This window comes from Pseudomonas sp. LTGT-11-2Z (genome assembly GCF_003691445.1).
GTDB lineage: Bacteria > Pseudomonadota > Gammaproteobacteria > Pseudomonadales > Pseudomonadaceae > Aquipseudomonas > Aquipseudomonas monteilii.
Map to the genome: position 1 here is coordinate 2,133,756 of NZ_CP033104.1, position 20,595 is coordinate 2,154,350.

General features: G+C 63.2%; 15 protein-coding genes. 5 read left to right on the forward strand and 10 right to left on the reverse strand.

Annotated features, from left to right (window positions below; all coding sequences use genetic code 11):
* Positions 1 to 15: 15 nt before the first annotated feature.
* Entirely contained in the window at positions 16 to 987 is a 972-nt protein-coding gene (locus D8767_RS09890) for an alpha/beta hydrolase (protein WP_016711672.1), read from the forward strand.
* An 82-nt stretch (positions 988 to 1,069) separates the two neighbouring features.
* On the opposite strand, the gene D8767_RS09895 is transcribed toward D8767_RS09890, so the two are convergent.
* The 5 genes from D8767_RS09895 to D8767_RS09915 all read right to left on the reverse strand — a co-directional run bounded on the left by D8767_RS09895 (position 1,070) and on the right by D8767_RS09915 (position 8,730).
* On the reverse strand, positions 1,070 to 3,484 hold the full coding sequence (locus tag D8767_RS09895; RefSeq protein WP_016711671.1) for a TonB-dependent receptor: 2,415 nt from the start codon (positions 3,482 to 3,484) through the stop codon (positions 1,070 to 1,072).
* 118 nt (positions 3,485 to 3,602) lie between these two features.
* Positions 3,603 to 5,252, reverse strand: a complete 1,650-nt coding sequence (locus D8767_RS09900) for a cyclic peptide export ABC transporter (protein ID WP_016711670.1) — start codon at positions 5,250 to 5,252, stop codon at positions 3,603 to 3,605.
* Positions 5,253 to 5,365: 113 nt separating this feature from the next.
* Complete coding sequence (locus D8767_RS09905; protein WP_016711669.1) at positions 5,366 to 6,460, reverse strand: aminotransferase class I/II-fold pyridoxal phosphate-dependent enzyme; 1,095 nt, start codon at positions 6,458 to 6,460, stop codon at positions 5,366 to 5,368.
* Positions 6,461 to 6,481: 21 nt separating this feature from the next.
* A complete protein-coding gene (locus D8767_RS09910) occupies positions 6,482 to 7,357 on the reverse strand; it encodes a formylglycine-generating enzyme family protein (protein WP_016711668.1) in 876 nt (291 codons plus the stop codon).
* A gap of 8 nt (positions 7,358 to 7,365) precedes the next feature.
* The gene (locus D8767_RS09915; protein WP_050545235.1) at positions 7,366 to 8,730 is read right to left on the reverse strand and encodes a dipeptidase; all 1,365 of its coding nucleotides are present in this window, start codon (positions 8,728 to 8,730) and stop codon (positions 7,366 to 7,368) included.
* A gap of 146 nt (positions 8,731 to 8,876) precedes the next feature.
* Here D8767_RS09915 and D8767_RS09920 point away from each other — a divergent pair, with 146 nt between their 5' ends.
* Positions 8,877 to 10,487: a hypothetical protein gene (locus tag D8767_RS09920; protein ID WP_016711666.1), complete on the forward strand. Its 1,611-nt coding sequence runs from the start codon at positions 8,877 to 8,879 to the stop codon at positions 10,485 to 10,487.
* 56 nt (positions 10,488 to 10,543) lie between these two features.
* Here D8767_RS09920 and D8767_RS09925 read toward each other — a convergent pair whose 3' ends face one another.
* The 3 genes from D8767_RS09925 to D8767_RS09935 are packed head-to-tail and all read right to left on the reverse strand — an operon-like array spanning position 10,544 to position 15,109.
* The gene (locus D8767_RS09925) at positions 10,544 to 11,962 is read right to left on the reverse strand and encodes an efflux transporter outer membrane subunit (RefSeq protein ID WP_016711665.1); all 1,419 of its coding nucleotides are present in this window, start codon (positions 11,960 to 11,962) and stop codon (positions 10,544 to 10,546) included.
* Positions 11,959 to 13,926: a MacB family efflux pump subunit gene (locus tag D8767_RS09930; protein ID WP_016711664.1), complete on the reverse strand. Its 1,968-nt coding sequence runs from the start codon at positions 13,924 to 13,926 to the stop codon at positions 11,959 to 11,961. Before D8767_RS09930 ends, D8767_RS09925 begins: the two co-directional genes overlap by 4 nt.
* 1 nt (position 13,927) lies before the next feature.
* Positions 13,928 to 15,109 (reverse strand): efflux RND transporter periplasmic adaptor subunit, encoded by a 1,182-nt coding sequence (locus D8767_RS09935; protein WP_016711663.1) that lies wholly within the window; start codon positions 15,107 to 15,109, stop codon positions 13,928 to 13,930.
* A gap of 230 nt (positions 15,110 to 15,339) precedes the next feature.
* Here D8767_RS09935 and D8767_RS09940 point away from each other — a divergent pair, with 230 nt between their 5' ends.
* Positions 15,340 to 15,840: a sigma-70 family RNA polymerase sigma factor gene (locus tag D8767_RS09940; protein ID WP_016711662.1), complete on the forward strand. Its 501-nt coding sequence runs from the start codon at positions 15,340 to 15,342 to the stop codon at positions 15,838 to 15,840.
* A 37-nt stretch (positions 15,841 to 15,877) separates the two neighbouring features.
* Here D8767_RS09940 and azu read toward each other — a convergent pair whose 3' ends face one another.
* Positions 15,878 to 16,339, reverse strand: a complete 462-nt coding sequence (gene azu / locus D8767_RS09945; protein WP_016711661.1) for an azurin — start codon at positions 16,337 to 16,339, stop codon at positions 15,878 to 15,880.
* A gap of 299 nt (positions 16,340 to 16,638) precedes the next feature.
* On the opposite strand from azu, the gene D8767_RS09950 reads away from it, so the two are divergent.
* Together D8767_RS09950 and D8767_RS09955 are read left to right on the forward strand one after the other, a co-directional pair.
* Positions 16,639 to 17,118 (forward strand): response regulator, encoded by a 480-nt coding sequence (locus D8767_RS09950; protein ID WP_016711660.1) that lies wholly within the window; start codon positions 16,639 to 16,641, stop codon positions 17,116 to 17,118.
* A gap of 72 nt (positions 17,119 to 17,190) precedes the next feature.
* The gene (locus tag D8767_RS09955) at positions 17,191 to 18,516 is read left to right on the forward strand and encodes an MFS transporter (RefSeq protein WP_028698995.1); all 1,326 of its coding nucleotides are present in this window, start codon (positions 17,191 to 17,193) and stop codon (positions 18,514 to 18,516) included.
* 177 nt (positions 18,517 to 18,693) lie between these two features.
* Here the strand turns inward: D8767_RS09955 and D8767_RS09960 are convergent, their stop codons facing one another.
* Positions 18,694 to 20,376, reverse strand: coding sequence for an electron transfer flavoprotein-ubiquinone oxidoreductase (locus D8767_RS09960; RefSeq protein ID WP_080578077.1), 1,683 nt, complete (start codon positions 20,374 to 20,376; stop codon positions 18,694 to 18,696).
* Positions 20,377 to 20,595 lie beyond the last annotated feature (219 nt).

The following is a 20,595-nucleotide window of genomic DNA, read 5'->3' on the forward strand; positions in this document are numbered from 1 at the left end:
CATTTAGGGAGTTTCATGTTGAATAACGCGTTGGAAGCCTTCCTCGACCTGGCTGGCTTGAACCTGGATATCAAACCGCTGCACGCGCTTTCTCCGGCCCAGGCACGGGCAACCTTCGAGTCGTCTTCGCAACGACTGCGCTGGCCCGTGCCTTGGGATCTGCGGGTCGAAGACCTGTCGGCTGTCGTGCGCGATGGCAGTTCGCTTGCGTTACGGCTTTACCGACCCTCGGTTGACGCGGGCGAGAACTTGCCAGTGGTGCTGTATTTCCACGGTGGGGGCTACGTGGTAGGCAGCCTGGATTCGCACGACGGCGTATGCCGAGAGCTTGCCGGGCGTACCCGTTGCGCGGTGCTTTCGGTCGGTTACCGGCTTGCCCCGGAACACCGGTTCCCGACGGCCCACGAGGACTGCGCAGATGCCGTGCAGTGGCTGGCGACCCAGGGTCGCCGCCTGGGGCTCGACCCGGCCCGGGTCGTGTTCGCCGGCGACAGCGCAGGTGCCACCTTGGCCACTGCGCTGGCGATCGAAGCTGCAAGGCAGGGCCCGCAGGCGGCGATAACGCCTGTCGGCCAGCTGCTGTGCTACCCGATAACGGATGCAAGCTGCAAGCGTTCGTCGCACACCGTGTTCGGTGAAGGGTATTTGTTGGAAGACGAGACACTCGACTGGTTCTACGCGCAGTACGCGCAGTCCGACGAAGACCGCCGGGATTGGCGTTTCTCACCGTTGCTGGCGGATGAGCTTGCGGGGCTTGCACCTGCGATCATTCTGTTGGCAGGCCTGGACCCGCTGCTGGATGAAGGCAAGGCCTACGCGGCGCGGCTTGAGCAGGCCGGGGTGGACGTTGAATGTATCGTGGCAGAGGGCCTGACTCACGATCTGCTGCGAACACTGTCCATCGTGCCGGAAGTCACGGAGGTCTACGACCAGCTGGCCGACGGCGTGCGCCGTTGGTTGCAGGCCGAAGGTATCGGCAGCCGATAACGTTGGCCGGGACGCAAAAAATCCGATGCTCGTTTCCGGGCATCGGATTTTTGCATTCCGGGCTAAGGTCAGCCCAGCGGCTTCAGTTTTCGTAGCGCAGGGTAAGGCCAAAGTTACGCGGTGCGCCGAAGTAGTTGCCCAGGTTGCTGTTGAAGACAGACGAATAGTACTTCTTGTCGAACACGTTGTTCAGGTTGAGTTGCACGCTCAAGTTGTTGTTGATCTTGTACTGCGTGTTGAGATCGACAAGGTTGTAGGCGCTCTGCTTCACATCGCCCAGGTAGATCTTGCTCTGGTGGTAGACGTTGCCACCGACTCTCCAGTCCTGGAAACGGCCAGGCAACTGATAGTTGGTCGCGACCTTGAACAGTCGTTGCGGGGCCGTTTCGGTCGAGTAGTCAGTACCCTTCCTGGCGCCGGCGACATACTCGGGATGGCTGTAGGTGTACCCCGCCATCACGTTCCACTGCGGCAGGACCTCACCCCCGACCTCGATGTCGAAACCACGGTTGCGTACCTTGCCGCCTTCCTCATAGCAACTGGAGGCACGGGTTGGCCCGCAGACGCGCTGTGCCCCGCTGATCACCTGAGGCATGTGGCTCTGGTCTACCTGGAAGAGCGCGATGGCGGTGTTGACGCGGCCACCCAGAAACTCGTTCTTGATCCCGACTTCGTAGTTGGTGCCGGTGATCGGGCTGAGCAACTTGTTATCCAGGCCATAGTTGGCCTGCAGTTGGTAGATTTCGGTGTAGCTGGCATAGACCGAGGTGTTGTCGGTGACATCGTAGACGATGCCGCCATACGGGATGATCTTGTTCTTTTCCTCGAACGGTTCCATCTCATCCGGTGACTCGTACTTCACCGAGCTCAGGCGGCTGCCCAGGATCACGTGCAGATCGTCGGTAGCGTTCAGGCGCGTCGCGGCATAAACCCCCTTGTCCTTGCGCACCGCCCGGTACTGCTCGCGCTCGCCACTGTAGGTAGGGGTGGCGACCAGGTGAGGGTCGAAATCGAGAATGTCGACGGTCGTGGGGTTGTTGTTGTAACGCGATTCGTTAATGAAGCGATCCTTGCGTGCCGTAGCACCGAAGACCAGCTCGTGCTTGCGACCGAACAGGTCGAACGCACCATTGAGCGCCGCATCGAGGCTGATCTGCTCGTCGTCGTACTTGGTATCGTTGGTACGCAGTTGGAGCTGGTCGTTGCCCACGTTGGTGCCGTACAAGGCCAGGAAGTCAGCATTGGACCAGGTCATGCTGCCGTTCACGGTCAGCTTCCAGTCCTCGTTGAATTCGTGGCGAACGTCGCCGAACACGGTGCGGTTGATCTTGTTCAGGTGTGCCCAGCCCGGCGCGAAGGAAGTCGATCGGGAGAAGGGGTAAAAGCTGCCGCTTTTCTGAGTTGGCAAGCCGCCCCAGTCATATCCGCCATTGTTGTCCTTCTGCAACACAGTACCCAGGCTGACCGTTGTCCAGTCGCTCAGGTCGGCTTCGCCGATCGCATAGAACAGCTGGTTGTCCTTGTTGGCCCTGTCCACGAAACTGTTGCCGGCACTGTAGAGCATGACCGTGCGCCCGCGAAGGGTTCCTTCGGCATTGAGCGGGCCACCAACGTCGATCTGGCCGCGGTAGTTGTCCCAGGACCCTGCGCCGATCTCGGCCTTCATCTGGTAGGTATCGCCCGGGCGCTTGCGCACCAGGTTGATCGCTGCCGAGGGCGAGCCGGCGCCTTGCATCAGGCCGTTCGCGCCGCGAACGATCTCGACCCGATCATAGATCGCCATGTTGTTCACCGAAGTGACGTCCATGGAGAAACTTTCCGAGATGCTGCTTGGCACACCGTCGTACTGCAGGTCGTTGACCTGGAAACCCCGTGAGAAGTAACGCGAACGCTCGGTACCGAAGTCCTTCACAGTATTGATACCGGTGGCAGCGCGCGCGACATCGTCGAGTGACTGCATGTTCTGGTCGTCCATCTGGCGACGCGTCACCACACTGACCGACTGTGGGGTTTCGCGAGGCGACAGGGCCAGCTTCGTTGCGGTATTGGTGGAACCGGTGATGTAAGACCCTGTTCCCTCGGTCGTGGCACCCAGGGTTCTGGACTGGATACTCGTGGCATCGAGTAGCATCGCGCTGCCACCTTCGTAGGCCGCCTGCAAGGTCAAGGTGTTGTCGCGCAGCTGATAGCGCAAGCCACTTTCCCTAAGCAGCACGCGTACCGACTCATCCAGACTGTAGCGGCCGCTCAACGCACCTGAGCGCAGGTTCTGTACGGCATCGGGCTCATACAACACCTGCACGTCGGTCTGCTCCGCAAATGCCTTCAGCGCCGAGTTCAAGGGCTGTGCCGGGATATTCAAGGTCAGTTGCTGATCTTGCGCCTGGGCAGCCAAGGGCAGGGCCAGGCTCAGGGCCAGTGCTGGCAGTTGGGCGTTGAATGCGCGTCGAAGGCCAAGCGCCCGGGTCAGGTGATTCAATCGAAGGTGGGTGGGCATTTCGGTGCTCGTTGTAGATGTTGAGTGGATAGGCTGGGCAGATCTTTTTTTAGGGTGACTAGGGGTATGACGCACGGCTGATGACAAACCGGAATGCAAATGTTTCGCTTTTATTGCATCAGGCGACGCACGCCTCGACGACCACCTTGCCGGCCGCCATGCGCACCAATTGGTCGGCGACATCGAAATAGCGGTCATCGTGGCTGATGACGATGATTGTCTTGCCCAGGCGTTTCAGTTCGGGCAGCAGTTCGGTGTAGAAGATGCGCCGGAAGGTCGGGTCCTGGTCTGCAGCCCACTCATCGAACACCAGCACCGGGCGTTCTTCGAGCCAGGCATTGATCAGCGCCAGCCGCTTGCGTTGCCCGGTCGAGAGGTCGGTGGTGGTGAAGCTGCCGTCGCGGATGCTGACCTTGTGTGCGATTTCAAGCCTCTTGAGATAGACCTCGGCGCTCTCTGGCACCTGCCTGGCGCCCAGGAAGGGGTCGTCGAACAGGTAGTAATCGGAAAAGATGGTGGTGAAGAGCTGGCGATAATCGTCGCGATCCTGCGCGGTGATGGGCTGGTCGTTGATGCGAATCTCGCCCTGTTGCGGCGGGTACAGGCCGAGCAGCAGCTTGATCAGGGTGGTCTTGCCACAGCCGTTCTCGCCGACGATGAAAACGATATCGCCCTGGCGGATCTGCAGGTTTACCGGCCCCAGGGTAAACGGTGCGTTGCCGTCGACCGGGGGGAAGGCAAAGCGCACATCACGCAGCTCGAGGGTGCGCAAGGCGGGCAGCTGGCTGGCCTTGTCTTCGAGCAGCAGGTGCGGCTCTGGCGAGGAGAACCGTTCGGAGAGCTCGGCAACCCGGCGCAAGGCGATCTGGGCGCGGCTGATGATTGGCAGCGTGCCTATCAGGTATTCCAGTGGGCCTTTCATGTACAGCAGCACCAGGACGAAACCGCTCATGACCGCTTTGTCGCTGTTGGGCCATAACGATTGCAAGGCGAGCGCCAGGCCGATGACCACGAAGAACAGCATCGAGCCGAAGGTCTTGGCGATGACGAAGGTATTGATGGAGCGGATCTGGGTATCACGAATCAGGTCGGCCGTGCCCTGGATGTTGCGGCTGAACATGCGTTGGCGGCGAGCGCGGTGGATGCGCAGCTCCTTGGCGCCACCGGCGATCGCATTGTAGTGTCGTTGCAGCTCATCCTCGGCATCACGCGCCGCGACGAACCCCTGCATGCCCCGGGCCCGTGCGATGTACTGGACGACGGTGCCGAGGGCGATAGCGGTCAGGATCAGCAGGAACATGGGCAAGGACAGCATGGCCAGGTAGCCCAGGCAGCCCAGGGTGACGGTCAGGGCGATCGCCAGGGGCGCGAAGGCGAAGGCGAAATCGCTGATGGTGTCTACGTCGTGCGTCAACACCGGGATCAGCCGATGGCTGCGATAGCGCTCGATTTGTTCGATGGGGGCCGACAGCACCTTCTCGCCCAGCGTTTTGCGCAAGGCGGCAATGATGTGCTGGCCCACTCGGTTGCTACCGATGTCGGAAAACACCGAGCTGGCGAGGGCCACCAGGCAAAGCCCGGCGAAGCCCCAGACCACGCCTTGGGTCAGGCCGGAATCGTCGTGCAGGGCCCGGTTGATGGTGGCCAGCAGAAAGGTGATGCTGAGGCCGCCGACCATGCCCAGGATGACGGAAAGCGCGACGGTGTATTTAAACGGCTTGAGCAGGGCGAAGAGGTCCTGCACGGCGCCGCGGGTGGGCTGGGACATGATGTGCTCCTGAGTAGATCAGCCGACGCTGGCGGGGGGAGCAGCGCCTTGCGTGCGCTGCTGTTGGGTAGGTGTTAAACGAAGCCAGGGAGGGTGGATTTAGGCGGCTGACCTCAGCCGTGCATGACTTCAAGAAACGCCTTCAGGAAGGCCTGCATCTGCGCCGGCGTACCCACACTGACACGCATCCATTGCGGCCACGCCTCGAAGACCCGCCCGACCCGGATGTTGCGTTGCGCGAGTGCCTCGATCACAGGTTTGGCGGGGCGGCCGAGGGCCACCATGAAGCAGTTGGCCTGGGCGTCGGTGCAGCGGTAGCCGGCCTTTTGCAGGGCCTCGATAGTGTTCCGCAGAATGCTTCGATTGATGTGTTTTCGTTCACTGACCAGGCCTTCTTGTTGCAGGCTGGCGATGCCGCCCATGGCGGCGGCAAGTGGCACGAAGTTGTAGCCGTTCAGGCGTTGCAGGTCGGCGAGCAATGCCGGTTTGCCGACCACTAGCCCCAGGCGGGCACCGGCCATGCCATAGAGCTTGGAGAACGTTCTCAGGACCATGACGTTGTCATGGCTGACCGCCAGGTGCAGGCAGGTGGGCGCGTCGGTAAAGTGGATATAGGCCTCATCGATGATCGCCAGGCTGCCTGCCGGCTTGTGGGTGACCAGGTGCTCGATGTCGGCGCGTGGGGTCAGCGTGCCCGTGGGATTGTTGGGGTTGCACAGGTACAGCACCCCGGGTTGCCGGGTGGCGGCAAGCATGCCGCGTACGTCATGGGCGTGACGGGCATCGAGCGGCACCTCATGCACGGTTGCGCCGACAGCCCTGGCGCCATTGGCCACCGAGTCATAGGTCGGCGCGGCGGTGACCACGCTGCGCTTTTCGGCGTGGCGAGCCAAGGCGTACTGCAACGGCGAGCGGGAGCCGCAGAAGACGGCCACATGGTCTTCGGGTACCTGGTTTTGCCGGGCGAACAGCTCAGCCAGGCGGTATTCGTGTTCCGGAAAGTAGTGGCCGCTCTGGCGAGCACCCTGGTGCATTGCTTCGAGTGCCGAAGGGCAGGGGCCATACGGGCTCTCGTTGTAATCCAGGCGGATGATGGCATCGTCCGCCGGTGGGTCGCTCGCGGCGCCTGCCGCCCAGGCGGGCATGGCGGGGGCGAGGCCGGTCAAGGTAGCGGCGGCGACGAAACGGCGTCTGCTCAAGGTGGGCATGGTCACTCTCCCTGTGGATTGTCAGTTGGGTTCACCGTCCTGAAGGGCGCGGGCTACCCGAAAGCCCAGCCAGTCGCCGCGCACGTCGGGTTCGCGCTCGTTGCGGTTGCCCGAGCGGGAGAAGATGGGCGGTTCCAGGTAGTCGTTGCCGCGAATCTGCCGGTGTGTGCAGGTATCACCGGTGGTCCAGGCGCTGCCGTCGGTGGGCGCGCCGACATAATCGGTATGCCAGCAGTCCTCGACCCACTCGTAGACGTTGCCATGCATGTCGTACATGCCGAATGCATTGGCAGGGAAGCTGCCGACCGGTGCCGTGTAGGTGAAGCCATCGCGCGGCCCGTAGGTGTTGGCATGCTTGCTGATCTGATATTCCCCTTCCTGGTCGAAGGGGAACGGGAAGGGGCCGGTGGAGCCGGCGCGGCCGGCGTACTCGCGTTCGGCCTCGCTGACCATGCGGTAGGGCTTGCCGGTCTTCTTGGCGAGCCAGGCGATGTAGCCGCGCGCCTCATCCCAGGTCATGCAGACCGCAGGCTGCGTCGGGCCTTGCGGGTAGCTGGGCTTGCCGTTCTTGCACAGCCGCCCCGGGCGGTCGTCGCCGTCGGGCAGCACCGTGTGGGTTTCCTTGGCATAGGCCTGCCATTGCCCGGCAGTCACATGGAAGCGACTCATGGCGAACGCCTTGGCGAATGTCACAGTGTGCAACGGCCCTTCATCGTCCTGTTTGCCCAGTTCGTCATCGGGGGTACCCATCACGTAGCTGCCGGCAGGCAGCACGACCATTTCCGGGCAATCCTTGCAGTCTTTGAAAACCTTGCCCGGTGCAGCAGGGTCGGCAGCGAGGGCTTGGAGCGACAGCGAGAGACAACCGAGGGCAATCAGTGAGGTCAGCCGTTTCATGGGTTTCCTTACGGGTAGTGGGCAACGGGAGGAGGGGCCGGCCTGGCGGCCTTCTGGGCGGCTTCCCACACACGCAGGAAGTTGGCGCCCCAGAGCTTGGCGATGTCTTCGTCGGAGTAGCCGCGCTGCATCAGTTCGGCAGTGACGTTGCGGCTCTGGCTGACATTTTCCCAGCCAACCACACCGCCGCCGTCGTTGAAGTCGGAACTGATACCGACATGGTCGATACCGATCTTCTTCACCGCGTAGTCGATCGAGTCGACGTAGTCGGCGAGGGTCGCTTCGGGCTCGGCGCCGAGGATGTCGTAGAACGGCGTGAGGTATTCACCGAACTTTTTCTCCGACCAGATCGAGAACACCGGGTCGGTGGTGGTGCCCATCTGGGTTTGGTTCTGTACGTCTGGCAGGCCGTGCTTGGCGCGTAACGCGTTCATCTTTTCGATGGTCGGGCGCGAGAACGGCTTGAGGTAGTGGGAGTAGGCCACGATGTTGACCAGCCCGTCGGTGGCCTTGATGTGTGCCAGGTCCGCGTCGCTGAGGTTGCGGCGAATGTCCATCATGCCTTGCACCCCCGTGTGCGAGGCCATGACCGGTGCGCGGCTCAGCTGGGTGACCTGGGTCAGGGCCTGGCTGGACATCTGCGAGACGTCGATGACCACGCCAAGGTCGTTGAGCCGGGTGATGGCGCGACGACCGATGTCGGAAAGACCGCCCAGCGGGTCGACCGAATCGCCCAGGAAGGGCAGTGGGCGCGCCGAGTCGACCCAGCTGTTGTTGCCGACGTAGCCTGGCCCGAACACCCGCATGCCGCGTGCGGCCCAGTGGTCCAGCTTGTCGATGTCGTCGCCAAGGGGGGCGGCGTTGAGCAGGCTGATGATGATGGCGAACTTGCCTTCACTGACCAGTCGGCGGAAGTCGGCAGGGGTGTAGGCGATGCCGGCCTGCGCAGGGTAGTCCTTGGCGATGCTGGTGATGATCCGATAGCGAACTTCCAGTTCGTTGGCCATCGCCGCCTCGAACCCGGGTGTGGGGCGGTGCGGCCAATTGGAGCCACTCCAGAACTCCGGCCATGACCAGATTGCGATCGAGGCGCCGCTCAGGCGGCCTTTGGCGGCTTTCACCAGGTCGAACTGGGTCGGGCCGTCACGGTTTGCTTCCTCGCCATCGGTGCCATAGCTCAGCGGCACGTCAAGGTGCGCATCCAGGGCCGGGATGCGCGCCTGCAGGGCGTTGGCCCGCTGTTCGATTTCCCGGCCGTAGGGGTGTTTGGCAAGGTAGACCCAATACCACCAGGCGCCTGCGGCCACCAGGAGCAAGAGCAGAAGTGCCAAAGCCCATGGCCATCTGCGTGAAAAAAAAGCCTGTTTCTTCATTGCGTACTCGACCGCCTGCACGACGGCCCCATGCCGTTCGAACTTGCTGGGTGAAACGAGCCGAGCCCAAGAGAATTTAGCAACCCTCTAAATCGCTCCCTCAACCATTCGTTTTCGCAGCAGGAGTCACGTCATGAGTACAGTGGATGAAAGTGTCACGTCGTAAGATCCTGGCGGGCCTGGTGGCCGCCGGTGTAGCACTGCCTGCCGGCTATTACGCACGGCAGGCGTGGCAGCGGGCCGAGGAAGCGGAGCTGAGCAGTGACGAGCCTGCGGTGCCGGTCGATGACCTGCCCAATGCGCTGTTAGGTGAACGCCTGGTCGGGATCTGGGACTGGCGCATGACGAGCGATCACCCGGCACTGGCCGAGCTGGCCCGGCCGCAGCAGCTGCTGCTCGACGTAGGGCAGGGTGCCCGTGCCGTGCGCGGCTACCTGGGTACTGCGCCCTATGGCGGTCAGGGTTTGCAGGTATACGGCCCGCTGGCTGCCGACCGGCTGCCGAAGGTGCAACTGAAGATGATGGCGGGTTCTGGCGAGGCCTATGACTGCGATGCCGTGCTGGATGAAATATGGGGCGACTGGAGCGAGGGTGGAGGCAGCGCAACCCTGAGTGGGCACCTACGCCTGGCAGGGACGCAGGCGGGGCATTCCGGGGCGCAAGCGAGCTTTGTCGCCGTCCGCCGACCGTTCGTTCTGGCGCGTGAGCGGCTGCCATACGTGGCGGCCCTGCACGAGGACCTGATTTCACCGCAGCGTCGCTACTATCACCAGCTCTGGCACGCCAGCCGCGATCGCTGGCACCGCATCGATGAGTCCCGGCGGCAGATGGTGCGTGCGCTGGGTTGGCAGGTCGGCCCATTGGGCAAGGAGCGCAACGCACGCGGGCATGATCGCCATCGCAACGGCTCCGGCGAGGATTTTCTGTTCATGCATCGGCACATGCTGCATGGCGTGCGCGAGGTCCAGGACCTGCGTTCCTGGGCAAGCCTGCCTGCGGCACGTCCATCGATCGGGCAGGGTGTTCAGGCGTTTTTCGATTACCTCGACAATCGCGACGGCTACAGCGTCCCGCCCAACTGGCAGGCGGCCGGCGATGAAGCCTTCAGCCAGTGGCTGTACTACGTCAAGAGCAGCCAGGGGCTGCACGCTAACTTCCAACTGTGGGAGGCCCAGCTGCATGATCCGCAATACCTCAGCACCCTGTGTCTGGGAGAGTTGGGTTCACGCATCGAATTGGGGATCCACGATTGGCTGCACATGCGTTGGGCATCCCTGGGGCGTGACCCGAACTCGGATTACCCGATGCCTTACGGGCGTCGCAACTACGATTTTTCCGAACGCTGGTTCCGCGCCGAGAACGACTTCCTCGGCGATCCGTTTTCCTCCCACGTCAACCCGGTGTTCTGGGCCTTTCATGGCTGGATCGACGACCGCCTGAACGATTGGTACCTGGCCCACCAGCAGGCGCACCCGGGGGAAGTGAAGCCGAAGATGATCGATGGCATTCCGTGGTTTGCGCCAGGGCGCTGGGTGCGTGTGGCCGAGCCTTGGCTGGGGCCTTCGCGTGAAGGTTGCGGTGCCTGGGGGCTGGGCAATGGCGGCGGCACCGGGAAACTGGACATCGAGACCATGAAGCTGGCCTTGCAGGTCATTTTCAGCCCTGAAGAAGACGGCGATCGCCTGGCCGACAGGGTGCCTCAGCGGCCTTGGTATGCCCGCCATCTGGCACCCGGCCCGCGACGTGACGGTTTGTAGCGTTGACGATTTTTGGCCGGTGTTGCAGCAGGTAGGGCTCCCGTCGGGGGGCTTGCCTACCTCGCTGTCATCAGTGTGTCCGATGCCGTCCAGCCACCGCCCAATGCCTTGTAAAGCGCAACACTGGCCTGCAAACGTGCCTTGCGCAGCCGTACCCGTTCGGCCTGTGCTGTAAACAGGCTGCGTTGCGCTTCCAGCACGCTGAGCAGGTCTTCGGCCCCGGCCCGGTAGCGGTTCTCGGCCAGATCGAACGCGCGTTGCGCTTGGGTGAGCGCTTCATGCTGCCACTGTGTCTGGCGGTCCAGGCCGTCGACGCTGTTCAAGGCCTTCTCGACTTCGCCGAAACTGGTGATCAGCACGTTGCGATAGGCCTCGAGCAGCTCGTCCTGGCGAGCGATGGCGCGATCACGCTCGGCGCGCAAGGCGCCATTATTGAAAATGGGCGCCGTCAGACCGGCACCGAGGTTGAGCGCCGGATTGCGCAGCAGGTCGATGGCTTTTCTGTCGCCAGTGGCCAGGCTGGCCGTCAAGCTCACCGTGGGGAACAGTGCTGCCCGCGCAACGCTGACATCCGCCTGAGCCGCAGCCAGGCGCGCCTCTGCGCCAGCGATATCCGGGCGGCGCGTCAGCAGTTGGCTGGGAATGCCGGCGGCAATGCTCGGGCCGCTCAGTTGATCGAAAGGCTGATCGGCCAGTTCCAGCGCCTGGACCGGCACGCCAAGCAGGGTTGCCAGGGTGATCTGCGCATCGCGGGCCTCTTGTTGGTAGAGCGGCAACTGTTGTCGCTGGTTGGCCACAAGGCTCTCTTGCTGGGCCAGTTCCAGGGCAGTCGACGACCCGGCCTGGAATCGCGTTCGCACAAGGCTCAGGACCTTGTCGGCGTTTTCCAGGTTAAGCGCGGCGATGCGTGCCTGCTCGCGAGCGGCGAGGGCGCTCAGGTAGGTATCGGCAACGCTGCTCGTCAGGCTCAGTTCGAGCGTGTCACGGTCACGTGCAGTGGCTTGCAGGCCAAGGCGGGCACTGTCACGCGCAGCGGCATTTTTACCCCAGAAGTCCAGCTCGTAGCTGGTCGTCAGGGCCGTGTTGAAGTAGCGGTAGGTCCGCTCGCGGTTCGACGTGTCCTGCTCGCTGTACCCTTGGCCTCGTAGCAAGCGCTGGTGATAGGCGTCGGCGCTGGCGTCGAGGCGCGGTAGCAGGGGGCCGCCGGCAATACGCAGGTCGGCCTGTGCCTGCCTGACCCTGGCCATGGCGGCGCGCAGGTCATGACTGCCCTGGCGCGCCTGCTCGATCAGTTGGCTCAGTTGAGCGCTATTGAACGTTGTCCACCATTGCGCGGAGGCCGCCGTGCCGCCAGCCGGACTTTGCCAGCGGGCAGGTGCAGCGATACCGCTGTCCAATGGCGCAGGGGTGTGGCTGCAAGCACCCAGGATGGTCAGCAGCGGTAGCAGTAAAAACGGGGTTCTGGTCATGGTCATTCACTGGTCAGGGCGGCGACAGGGTCGAGGGCGGCGGCTTTGCGCGCGGGCATGAAACCGAAGATGACGCCCGTGGCTACCGAGCAGGCGAAGGCGCCCACTATCGCCAGGGCAGAAAACGCCACGGCCACCTTGGCCAGGCTGAGTACCACGCCGATCAGCAACGCCAGACAGACGCCGATCAGGCCGCCGGTCAGCGAAAGCACCACGGCTTCAGTCAGGAACTGACGCAGGATGTCGCGCTGTCGGGCGCCAGTGGCAATGCGGATGCCGATTTCGCGGGTGCGTTCGCGGACGGTCATGAGCATCACGTTCATCACACCGATCCCGCCGACCAGCAGCGAAATGGCGGCAATGGCGCCAAGCATCAGGGACAACCCGTTGCGTGTCGCCGCCTCGGCCTGGATCATCGCCGCGCTGTTGTCGATCTCGAAGTCTTCGATGCCACCGTGCAGGCTCAGCATCAGTTGGCGTATCGCGCGTTCGGTGTCATGCACCTGGGTACTGTCCGCGGCGCCGATGATCACGTATTCCGGGTGTTGCGTGCCGGAAAGACGTATGGATATCGCTGAGTACGGCACGGCGATGCGCAGGTCGTTTCGCTGGTTGGCGCCACTTGAACCTTTGCTGGCGAGCACGCCGATCACCTGGAAGGGCACGTTCTCGATGAGGATGTACTGGCCGATCGGGTCCTGGCCGTCGACGAACAGCTTCTTGCGCACCTCCGAGCCGATCACCGCCACGGTCGCAGCCGTGGCCAGGTCGTTGTCGGTAAAGAAGCTGCCTTCGCTGACGGGCCAGCTCATCAGCGTCGGGAACACAGGCGAATAGCCGCCGATGGTCGATTCCAGGTCGCGATTGCCGAAGCGCACCTGCGCTTCCACTGTCATGGCCGGCATGATGGACTTCACTTGCGGTAGCTCGGCCAGCGCCTGCACGTCGCTGAGGCGAACGTTGCCGGGCGGAGCGCGCGGTGTTGGAGGGGCACCGTTCATGAAGATGATGTTCGAGCCGAACGCGCCCATCTGGGCCATGACCTGGCGCTTGCTGCCTTCACCCACTGCCAGCATGACGACCACCGACGCGACGCCGATGATGATCCCCAGCAGGGTCAGCGCGGTGCGTGTGCGGTTGCTCCACATGACCCGCCAGGCGGCCTGCAGGGCGTCCCGGGTTTCGCCCAGCCAGGGGCTGCCCTGGCTGTCGGCACGCACCAGGCGCCCGGCCAGATCGACGGCTTGCAGCGCACCAGGGCGACGCGGTGGCGGCGCCTGGTCGGCGCCGCTGTCACTGATCACTTCGCCGTCGCGGATCTCGATGATGCGCTGGGCCCGGGCGGCCACATCGCGGTCGTGGGTGATCAGGATCACCACATGGCCTTGCTCGGCCAGTTCATCCAGCAGGCGCATGACCTCGGTGCCACTGTGGCTGTCCAGCGCACCGGTGGGCTCATCCGCCAGGATGATGTGGCCGCCGTTCATCAATGCCCGGGCGATGGACACCCGTTGTTGCTGGCCGCCTGAAAGCTGGCGCGGGCGATTGCCGGTGCGCTCGCCCAGGCCCAGGCGTTGCAGCAGGGCCTTGGCCCGTTCGGCGCGCGGGGCCGCCGTGGTTCCGGCGTATATCGCCGGCATCTCCACGTTTTCCTGTGCCGAGGCGGAGGGGATCAGGTGATAGCCCTGAAACACGAACCCGAACGCTTCGCGGCGCAACCAGGCCAGTTCGTCATTGCTCAGGCCGGCAACATCCTGGCCGGCGAAGCGATACTGCCCGGCGCTTGGGCGGTCGAGGCAACCCAGGATGTTCATCAGGGTCGACTTGCCAGAGCCCGAGGTGCCGACGATGGCGATGAACTCTCCGGCATGGACTTTCAGGTCGATGCCGCGCAACACATCGACCTGGGGGCTGTCGCCGCCCCCGTAGGATTTGCGGATGCCGACCAGCTCTATCAGCGGAGTGCTCATGTCAACCCTCACCGCCAACAGGGCCGATCAGCAGTTTGTCACCTTCCGCAAGCCCGTCGAGTATCTGCACGCGCAGGCGGTCACTGAGCCCGGTACGTACCTGGCGCGTCTGTACGTCGCCTTTGCCGGTCAGCACATGGGCAGTCTGCAGCCCCTCGCCCTGGCCCCGTCCCTGAAGCGCCGCGATGGGCACGGTCAACACATCCTTGGCAGACCCGGCGACGAAGAACACTTGGGCAGTCATGTCGGCCATCAGCGCGTTGTCATCGTTGTCGACATCCAGCAGCACGGTGTAGAGCACCACGCGGCCGGTCCCGCTGCCGCTTGCCGTACCGGCGGCAACCGGGCTGCCGCCGCCCTGGCTGAGCTGATCCAGCGGTTTGGGCGGGATCGGCAGAATCTGCCTGACAGTGCTGGTCCAGCGCCTGCCGCCGCTGCCCAGGGTGGTGAAGTAGGCTTGCATGCCGGTCTTGACCTGGCCGATGTCGGCTTCCGAGACCTCGGCCCATACCGTCATCGGCGACAGCTTGGCGATCCGCAGAATCAGCGGGGTGCGCTGCTGCGCGTTCAGGGTTTGCCCTTCTCGTGCATCGACAGCCACCACGGTACCGCCGATCGGGGCGTAGATGCGGGTGTAGCCCAACTGAGCCTGCGCGCTGCGCAGCGTAGCCTGCGCCTGGAGAATCTGCGCCTCATACATGTCGATGCGCGCCTGGGTAGTCAGCACCTTGGCCTGGGCGGTCTGCACATCCTCTTCACGCGTGGCGCCGTCGCTGGCCATCCGCTGCTGGCGACGCAACTGTTGTTCGGCCAGGACATGCTCGGCACGCTGCTCCTTGACCTGCGCTTTCAGGGTCTGGATGGCATAGCGCTCGGCATCCAGCTGGGCCTGTTGCGTGGCAGGGTCGATTTCCACCAGCAACTGCCCTTGCTTGACGGTGTCACCGACTTCTACGTGCAACGTGCGGATCTGTCCGGAGGCCTGTGCGCCCACGTCGACGTACTGACGGGGCTGCAGGGTGCCCAGCGCGGTGACACTGGATTCGATGTTGCCACGGCTGACGCTGACGAACGGCCGCTGCTCGGCCTCGCCGGGCAACAGTTGCCAGGTGGCGAATGCGGCCACGGGGATCAGGCACAGCGCGAGCGTTACGGCACGACGGGTAAGGCGTTGAGGGATCATGCAGGATTTCCGACCATGAGAGGGCCGCTGTCACCAAGGATCAGCTAGGGAGGCTGCCGATTAAACGAAAGCGATCAGGGCGGATTTAGCGGGGAGCGCGCGTTGCGGGCGTGGAAATGTAACAACGTCTTTAAGCTTGATGAGAATTATTATATTTTATGCGCTCGCGGTGCCATTACTTGGCCTGCAGCGGTCTTCTACCATCATCGGACAACAGGGAAAGCGCTTCGATGCCGTCTTCGGGTGTACTGCTCGAGCATTACTACCGTGAACTGGTCGGGTTCCTTCGTTCGCGTCTGGGTAGCCGCCATGCTGCCGAAGATATCGCGCAGGAGGCGTATCTGCGGGTACTCGAGCGGTGTGATGACACGCAGATCTCCCATCCGCGCGCTTTCCTTTATCGCACCGCCCTGAACCTGGTCACCGATGGTCATCGGCGCAACCAGCTTCGTCGCGCCGAGCCTCTGGAGGTTCTGGAAACCGATGAGCGATTCTTCGTCGCCCCCGTGCACGGCGCCTGTCGCCAGGAAGAGCGCCTGGAGTTGCTGCAGCGTGCAGTGGCGGAGCTGAGCGAAACCTGCCGGGCGTGCTTCTTGCTGCGCAAGCTCGAAGGCCTGTCACATGGGGAGATTGCCGCGCGTCTGGGCCTGTCCAAGGCCATGGTGGAGAAGCACATCGTCAACGCCATGAAGCATTGCCGGCTGCGTATGCGCGAGTGGGCCGAGGCCTGAGCGCACGTTCGGCTGTGCGGCCCACTTTCCGATAGCCTCAGCTGCCTGACGAGGTACCGAATGTGAGGGTGCCCTTCATCATGGTGGAGTGGAAAGGGTAGGAGCAGAAAAACGCGTACGCCTGGCCTGCCTGCAGCATGCCGGTGTCGAAAGTGACCGAGTCTTTTTCGCCACCCCCGATCAGTCGGGTATGGGCGAGCACGCGCTTGTCGCCCGGCTGGAGGTAGTTATCGGCCTCACCTGCCGCAGCGCCATCGGTGGTCACGCCTTTGATGTCGTCCTTTTTGGCCAGCACCCAGTTGTGGCCCATGATGTTCCTGGGCAGTGTGCCGGTGTGCAGCAAGTTAACGGTAAAGCGTTGGCAGGTCTGCGGTACGGTGATCGTTTTCAGGTCGTAGGTCATCTGGTCAGTACTGTGAATGTCTACCGAACAGGGCTCGGCTGACCATGCGACGCTGGACAGGGTCAGGGCGAAAAAGGCTAGGGCCGGGCGAAACATTTGGGTTCTCCGCGAATGTAAGAGGCGATGCCTTGGGGCATGAGCCTCCTTTAAACGAAGTGCGAGCGTCTGGGTTTAGGCGCGCGGTTACCTGTACGGCTTGACGGGGTGAGCGCAAGTGGCAAACCGGAGTACCGGGCTAAAGGCAAATGCAAATTCCGTCAGTCAATCACTTGATTTATGCGGCTTTCCCGACTTCTATCAAAGTAGACCGCTGCCAGGCATGGCCTTGGCAGTCGCCATAACGGGCGCAGTAAGGTCATGGAATGTACCCATTACCCAGCTGCCCAGGCCCGACCATGGCAAACAAGACCCTGCGCATTCTCATTGCCGACACCCACCCCTGCCAGCGGCTGCAGTTGGAGCGGCTGCTCAATGGCCTGGGCTACTATCGGATCGCCCCCGTTGACAGTTTCGAGGAGCTGCAGCGTTTGGTGCAGTGCGCCTTGCAGCCTTTTCACTTGCTGCTGGGCAATATCGAACTGGCCAGCCATGCCGGGGTTGACCTGGAGCGTTTTTGTCGCGTCAGTACCCAGATCCAGCACGCCCTGCTTTACCATTCCAGCCAGTTGAAAGTGCCTGCGGTGCCGCAGGCCGAGCGCCAGGCGGTCAGCCTGAGCCTGCCGCAGGTGCCCGATAACGAGGCGCTGGAGTCATTCATGGCGATCATCGACGGACCGGTGCTGGTCGGCAAATTGCCGCTGCCGGGCACCATGCCGGCGGCTACGGCCAGGCCACGGCCGCGCGCCAACTTCGCGCATACGGTGTTCAACCGCTAGCCGCGCAGCAGGCGGGGCAACGGGGCAGCTATTTGCTATCCTCTTGCCCTTTGCCGATTTGCGGACCCTGCCATGACTGCCATCGATACCGCTCGCCCGCCCCGGTTCAGCCGCGGCGACCATCGGACCCTGGGCCTGGCGGCACTGGGCGGCGCGCTGGAAATCTACGACTTCATCATTTTCGTATTTTTTGCGCTGACCCTCAGCCAGCTGTTCTTCCCGCCCGAGATGCCAGAGTGGCTGCGCCTGCTGCAAAGCTTCGGGATCTTCGTCACCGGCTACCTGGCGCGGCCGCTGGGCGGCATTCTGATGGCGCACTTCGCCGACCACCTGGGGCGCAAGCGGGTGTTCAGCCTGAGCATCCTGATGATGGCCCTGCCATGCCTGCTGATCGGGGTAATGCCGACCTATGCCGACATCGGCTATGCCGCACCGTTGATCCTGCTGGCGCTGCGCATCCTCCAGGGCGCGGCCGTGGGGGGCGAGGTGCCAAGTGCCTGGACCTTCGTCGCTGAGCACGCGCCTGCCGGGCGGCGCGGGTATGCCTTGGGCTTCTTGCAGGCGGGGCTGACCTTCGGCTACCTGCTGGGGGCACTGACCGCGACGTTGCTGGCGCAGGTGTTCACGCCGCAGGAAATCCTTGATTACGCCTGGCGCTACCCGTTCCTGCTGGGTGGAGTGTTTGGTGTGATTGGCGTGTGGCTGCGCCGCTGGCTCAGCGAAACACCAGTGTTCCTTGCCCTGCGTGCGCGCCAGGAACAGCCGGTGAAATTCCCGCTGCGGCGGGTGCTGGGCGAGCACCGTCGGGCGTTGATTCCGGCGGCGTTGCTGACCTGTGTGCTGACCTCGGCCGTGGTGGTGCTGGTGGTGATCACCCCCACGGTAATGCAGCAACGCTTTGGCATGAGCGCCGGGCACACCTTCGCCCTGAGCAGCGTGGGCATTGTTTTCCTCAACATCGGCTGCGTGCTGGCCGGGTTGCTGGTCGACCGCGTAGGGGCTTGGCGTGCGCTGATGCTCTACAGCGTGTTGCTGCCGCTGGGGATCGGTGCGCTTTACGCCAGCCTGGTGGGGCAGTGGGAGATGACCTGGCTGGCTTATGCGCTGGCGGGGCTGTCCTGCGGCGTGGTCGGTGTGGTGCCGTCGGTGATGGTTGGATTGTTCCCGGCCGAGATCCGTGTGTCGGGGATTTCCTTCACCTACAACGTGGCCTACGCGCTGTGGGCCAGTACCACGCCGCTGGCGCTGATTGCGCTGATGCCGTGGAGCCCGTGGGTGTGTGTCGGGTTTTGTCTGGTCATGGGCACGGTGGGGCTGCTGACGGCCTGGTATTTTGGGCGTCGTGAGCCATTGGCGTTCGCGGCGGAGCCGATGCCGATCATGTGCGGTGACAAATGAGCCGGTGCATGTCTTGGTTGTGCAGCAGGGCATAAACCGAGCGCCGCCCGCGCGGCGCTCGATCTGATAAGCGCTGAGCCTCTCACGGCGAACACCTCGCAGCCCAGACGCAATTCACAACAAAAAGCCCCCGGCTCGTGAGAGCCGGGGGCTTTTTGTTACGGCAGGGCCGGGGCCTTACATGTTCGGGTAGTTCGGCCCGCCTGCGCCCTCAGGGGTAACCCAGGTGATGTTCTGGGCCGGGTCCTTGATGTCGCAGGTCTTGCAGTGCACGCAGTTCTGCGCGTTGATCTGGAAGCGCTTGTTGCCGTCTTCCTGGGTGACCACTTCGTACACGCCGGCCGGGCAGTAGCGTTGTGCCGGCTCGTCGTACAGCGGCAGGTTGCTGGCGATCGGCACGTTCGGGTCGGTCAACTTCAGGTGGCAGGGTTGTTCCTCTTCGTGGTTGGTGCTGGAGAGGAATACCGAGCTGAGCTTGTCGAAGCTGAGCTTGCCGTCCGGTTTCGGGTAGTCGATCTTTTTCGAGTCGGCCGCGAGCTTGAGGCAGGCGTAGTCCGGCTTGGTGTCGTGCAGGGTGAACGGCAGCTTGCCGCCGAACCAGTTCTGGTCCACATAGTTGAACGCAGCGCCCAGCAGTGGGCCGAACTTGTGCATGGCCGGGCCGAAGTTACGGCTGGCGAACAGTTCTTCATACAACCAGCTGGCTTTGAAGGCACTGACGTAGCCGTTCAGCTGGTCACCGCCCTCGCTGCCGGCGAGCAGCGCGTCGGCCACCGCCTCGGCGGCGAGCATGCCGGACTTCATCGCCGTGTGGCTGCCTTTGATCTTGGCCACGTTCATGGTGCCCAGGTCACAGCCGATAAGTGCGCCGCCGTTGAACACCATTTTTGGCAGCGAGTTGATGCCGCCCTTGGCCAGGGCGCGGGCGCCGTAGCTGATGCGTTTGCCGCCTTCGAGATACTGGCTGATCACCGGATGGTGCTTCAGGCGCTGGAACTCGTCGAATGGCGACAGGTACGGGTTGGCGTAGGACAGGTCGACGATCAGGCCGACCACCACCTGGTTGTTTTCCAGGTGATAAAGGAACGAACCCCCGGTGTTGTCCTTGGCCATCACGTCCAGCGGCCAGCCGGCGGTGTGCACCACCAGGCCCTGCTCGTGCTTGGCAGGGTCGATTTCCCAGATTTCCTTCAGGCCGATGCCGTAGTGCTGCACATCGGACTCGCTGTCCAGGTTGAAGCGCTTGATCAGCTGCTTGCCGATGTGGCCACGGCAACCTTCGGCGAACAGGGTGTATTTGCCACGCAGCTCCATGCCCGGGGTGTACATGCCGTCCTTCGGGTTGCCTTCACGGTCCACACCCATGTCGCCGGTGACGATGCCGCGCACCACGCCGTTTTCATCGAACAGCGCTTCCTGGGCAGCGAAGCCCGGGTAGACTTCCACGCCCAGGTTCTCGGCCTGCTGGGCCAGCCAGCGGCACAGGTTGCCCAGCGAGATGATGTAGTTGCCTTCGTTGTGCATGGTTTTGGGCACGAACAGGTCAGGCACCTTGGTGGCGCTGCCGGCATCCTTGAGCACGTAGATGTCGTCACGCTTCACTTCGGTGTTCAGGGGCGCGCCGAGTTCCTTCCAGTCGGGGAACAGCTCGTTCAGGGCGCGGGGCTCGAACACTGCGCCGGAGAGGATGTGGGCGCCCACTTCAGAGCCTTTTTCCACCACGCAGACGCTGATTTCGCTACCGGCTTCGGCGGCCTTCTGCTTCAGGCGGCAGGCGGCGGACAGGCCCGCCGGGCCGGCGCCGACGATGACCACGTCGAATTCCATGTATTCGCGTTCCACTGGTTCTCTCCTACTCATCAAGGCTCGTGCTGTTGCTTTGTCTTATGGGTGCTTGCGCGCAGTGGCTCATCACGGGAGCGGAACTGTAGCTGCGCAAATGACGGACTACACCGTTTTGTCTTGGCCGCGCATTATATCTACACCACTTGGTGGGTCCAATACAAACGTTTGTTTGAATTTGCCGCAGGCCAGTAAAATCACAGGAGCGCGGCTGGAGGGTGACCGATTTGCCGTATT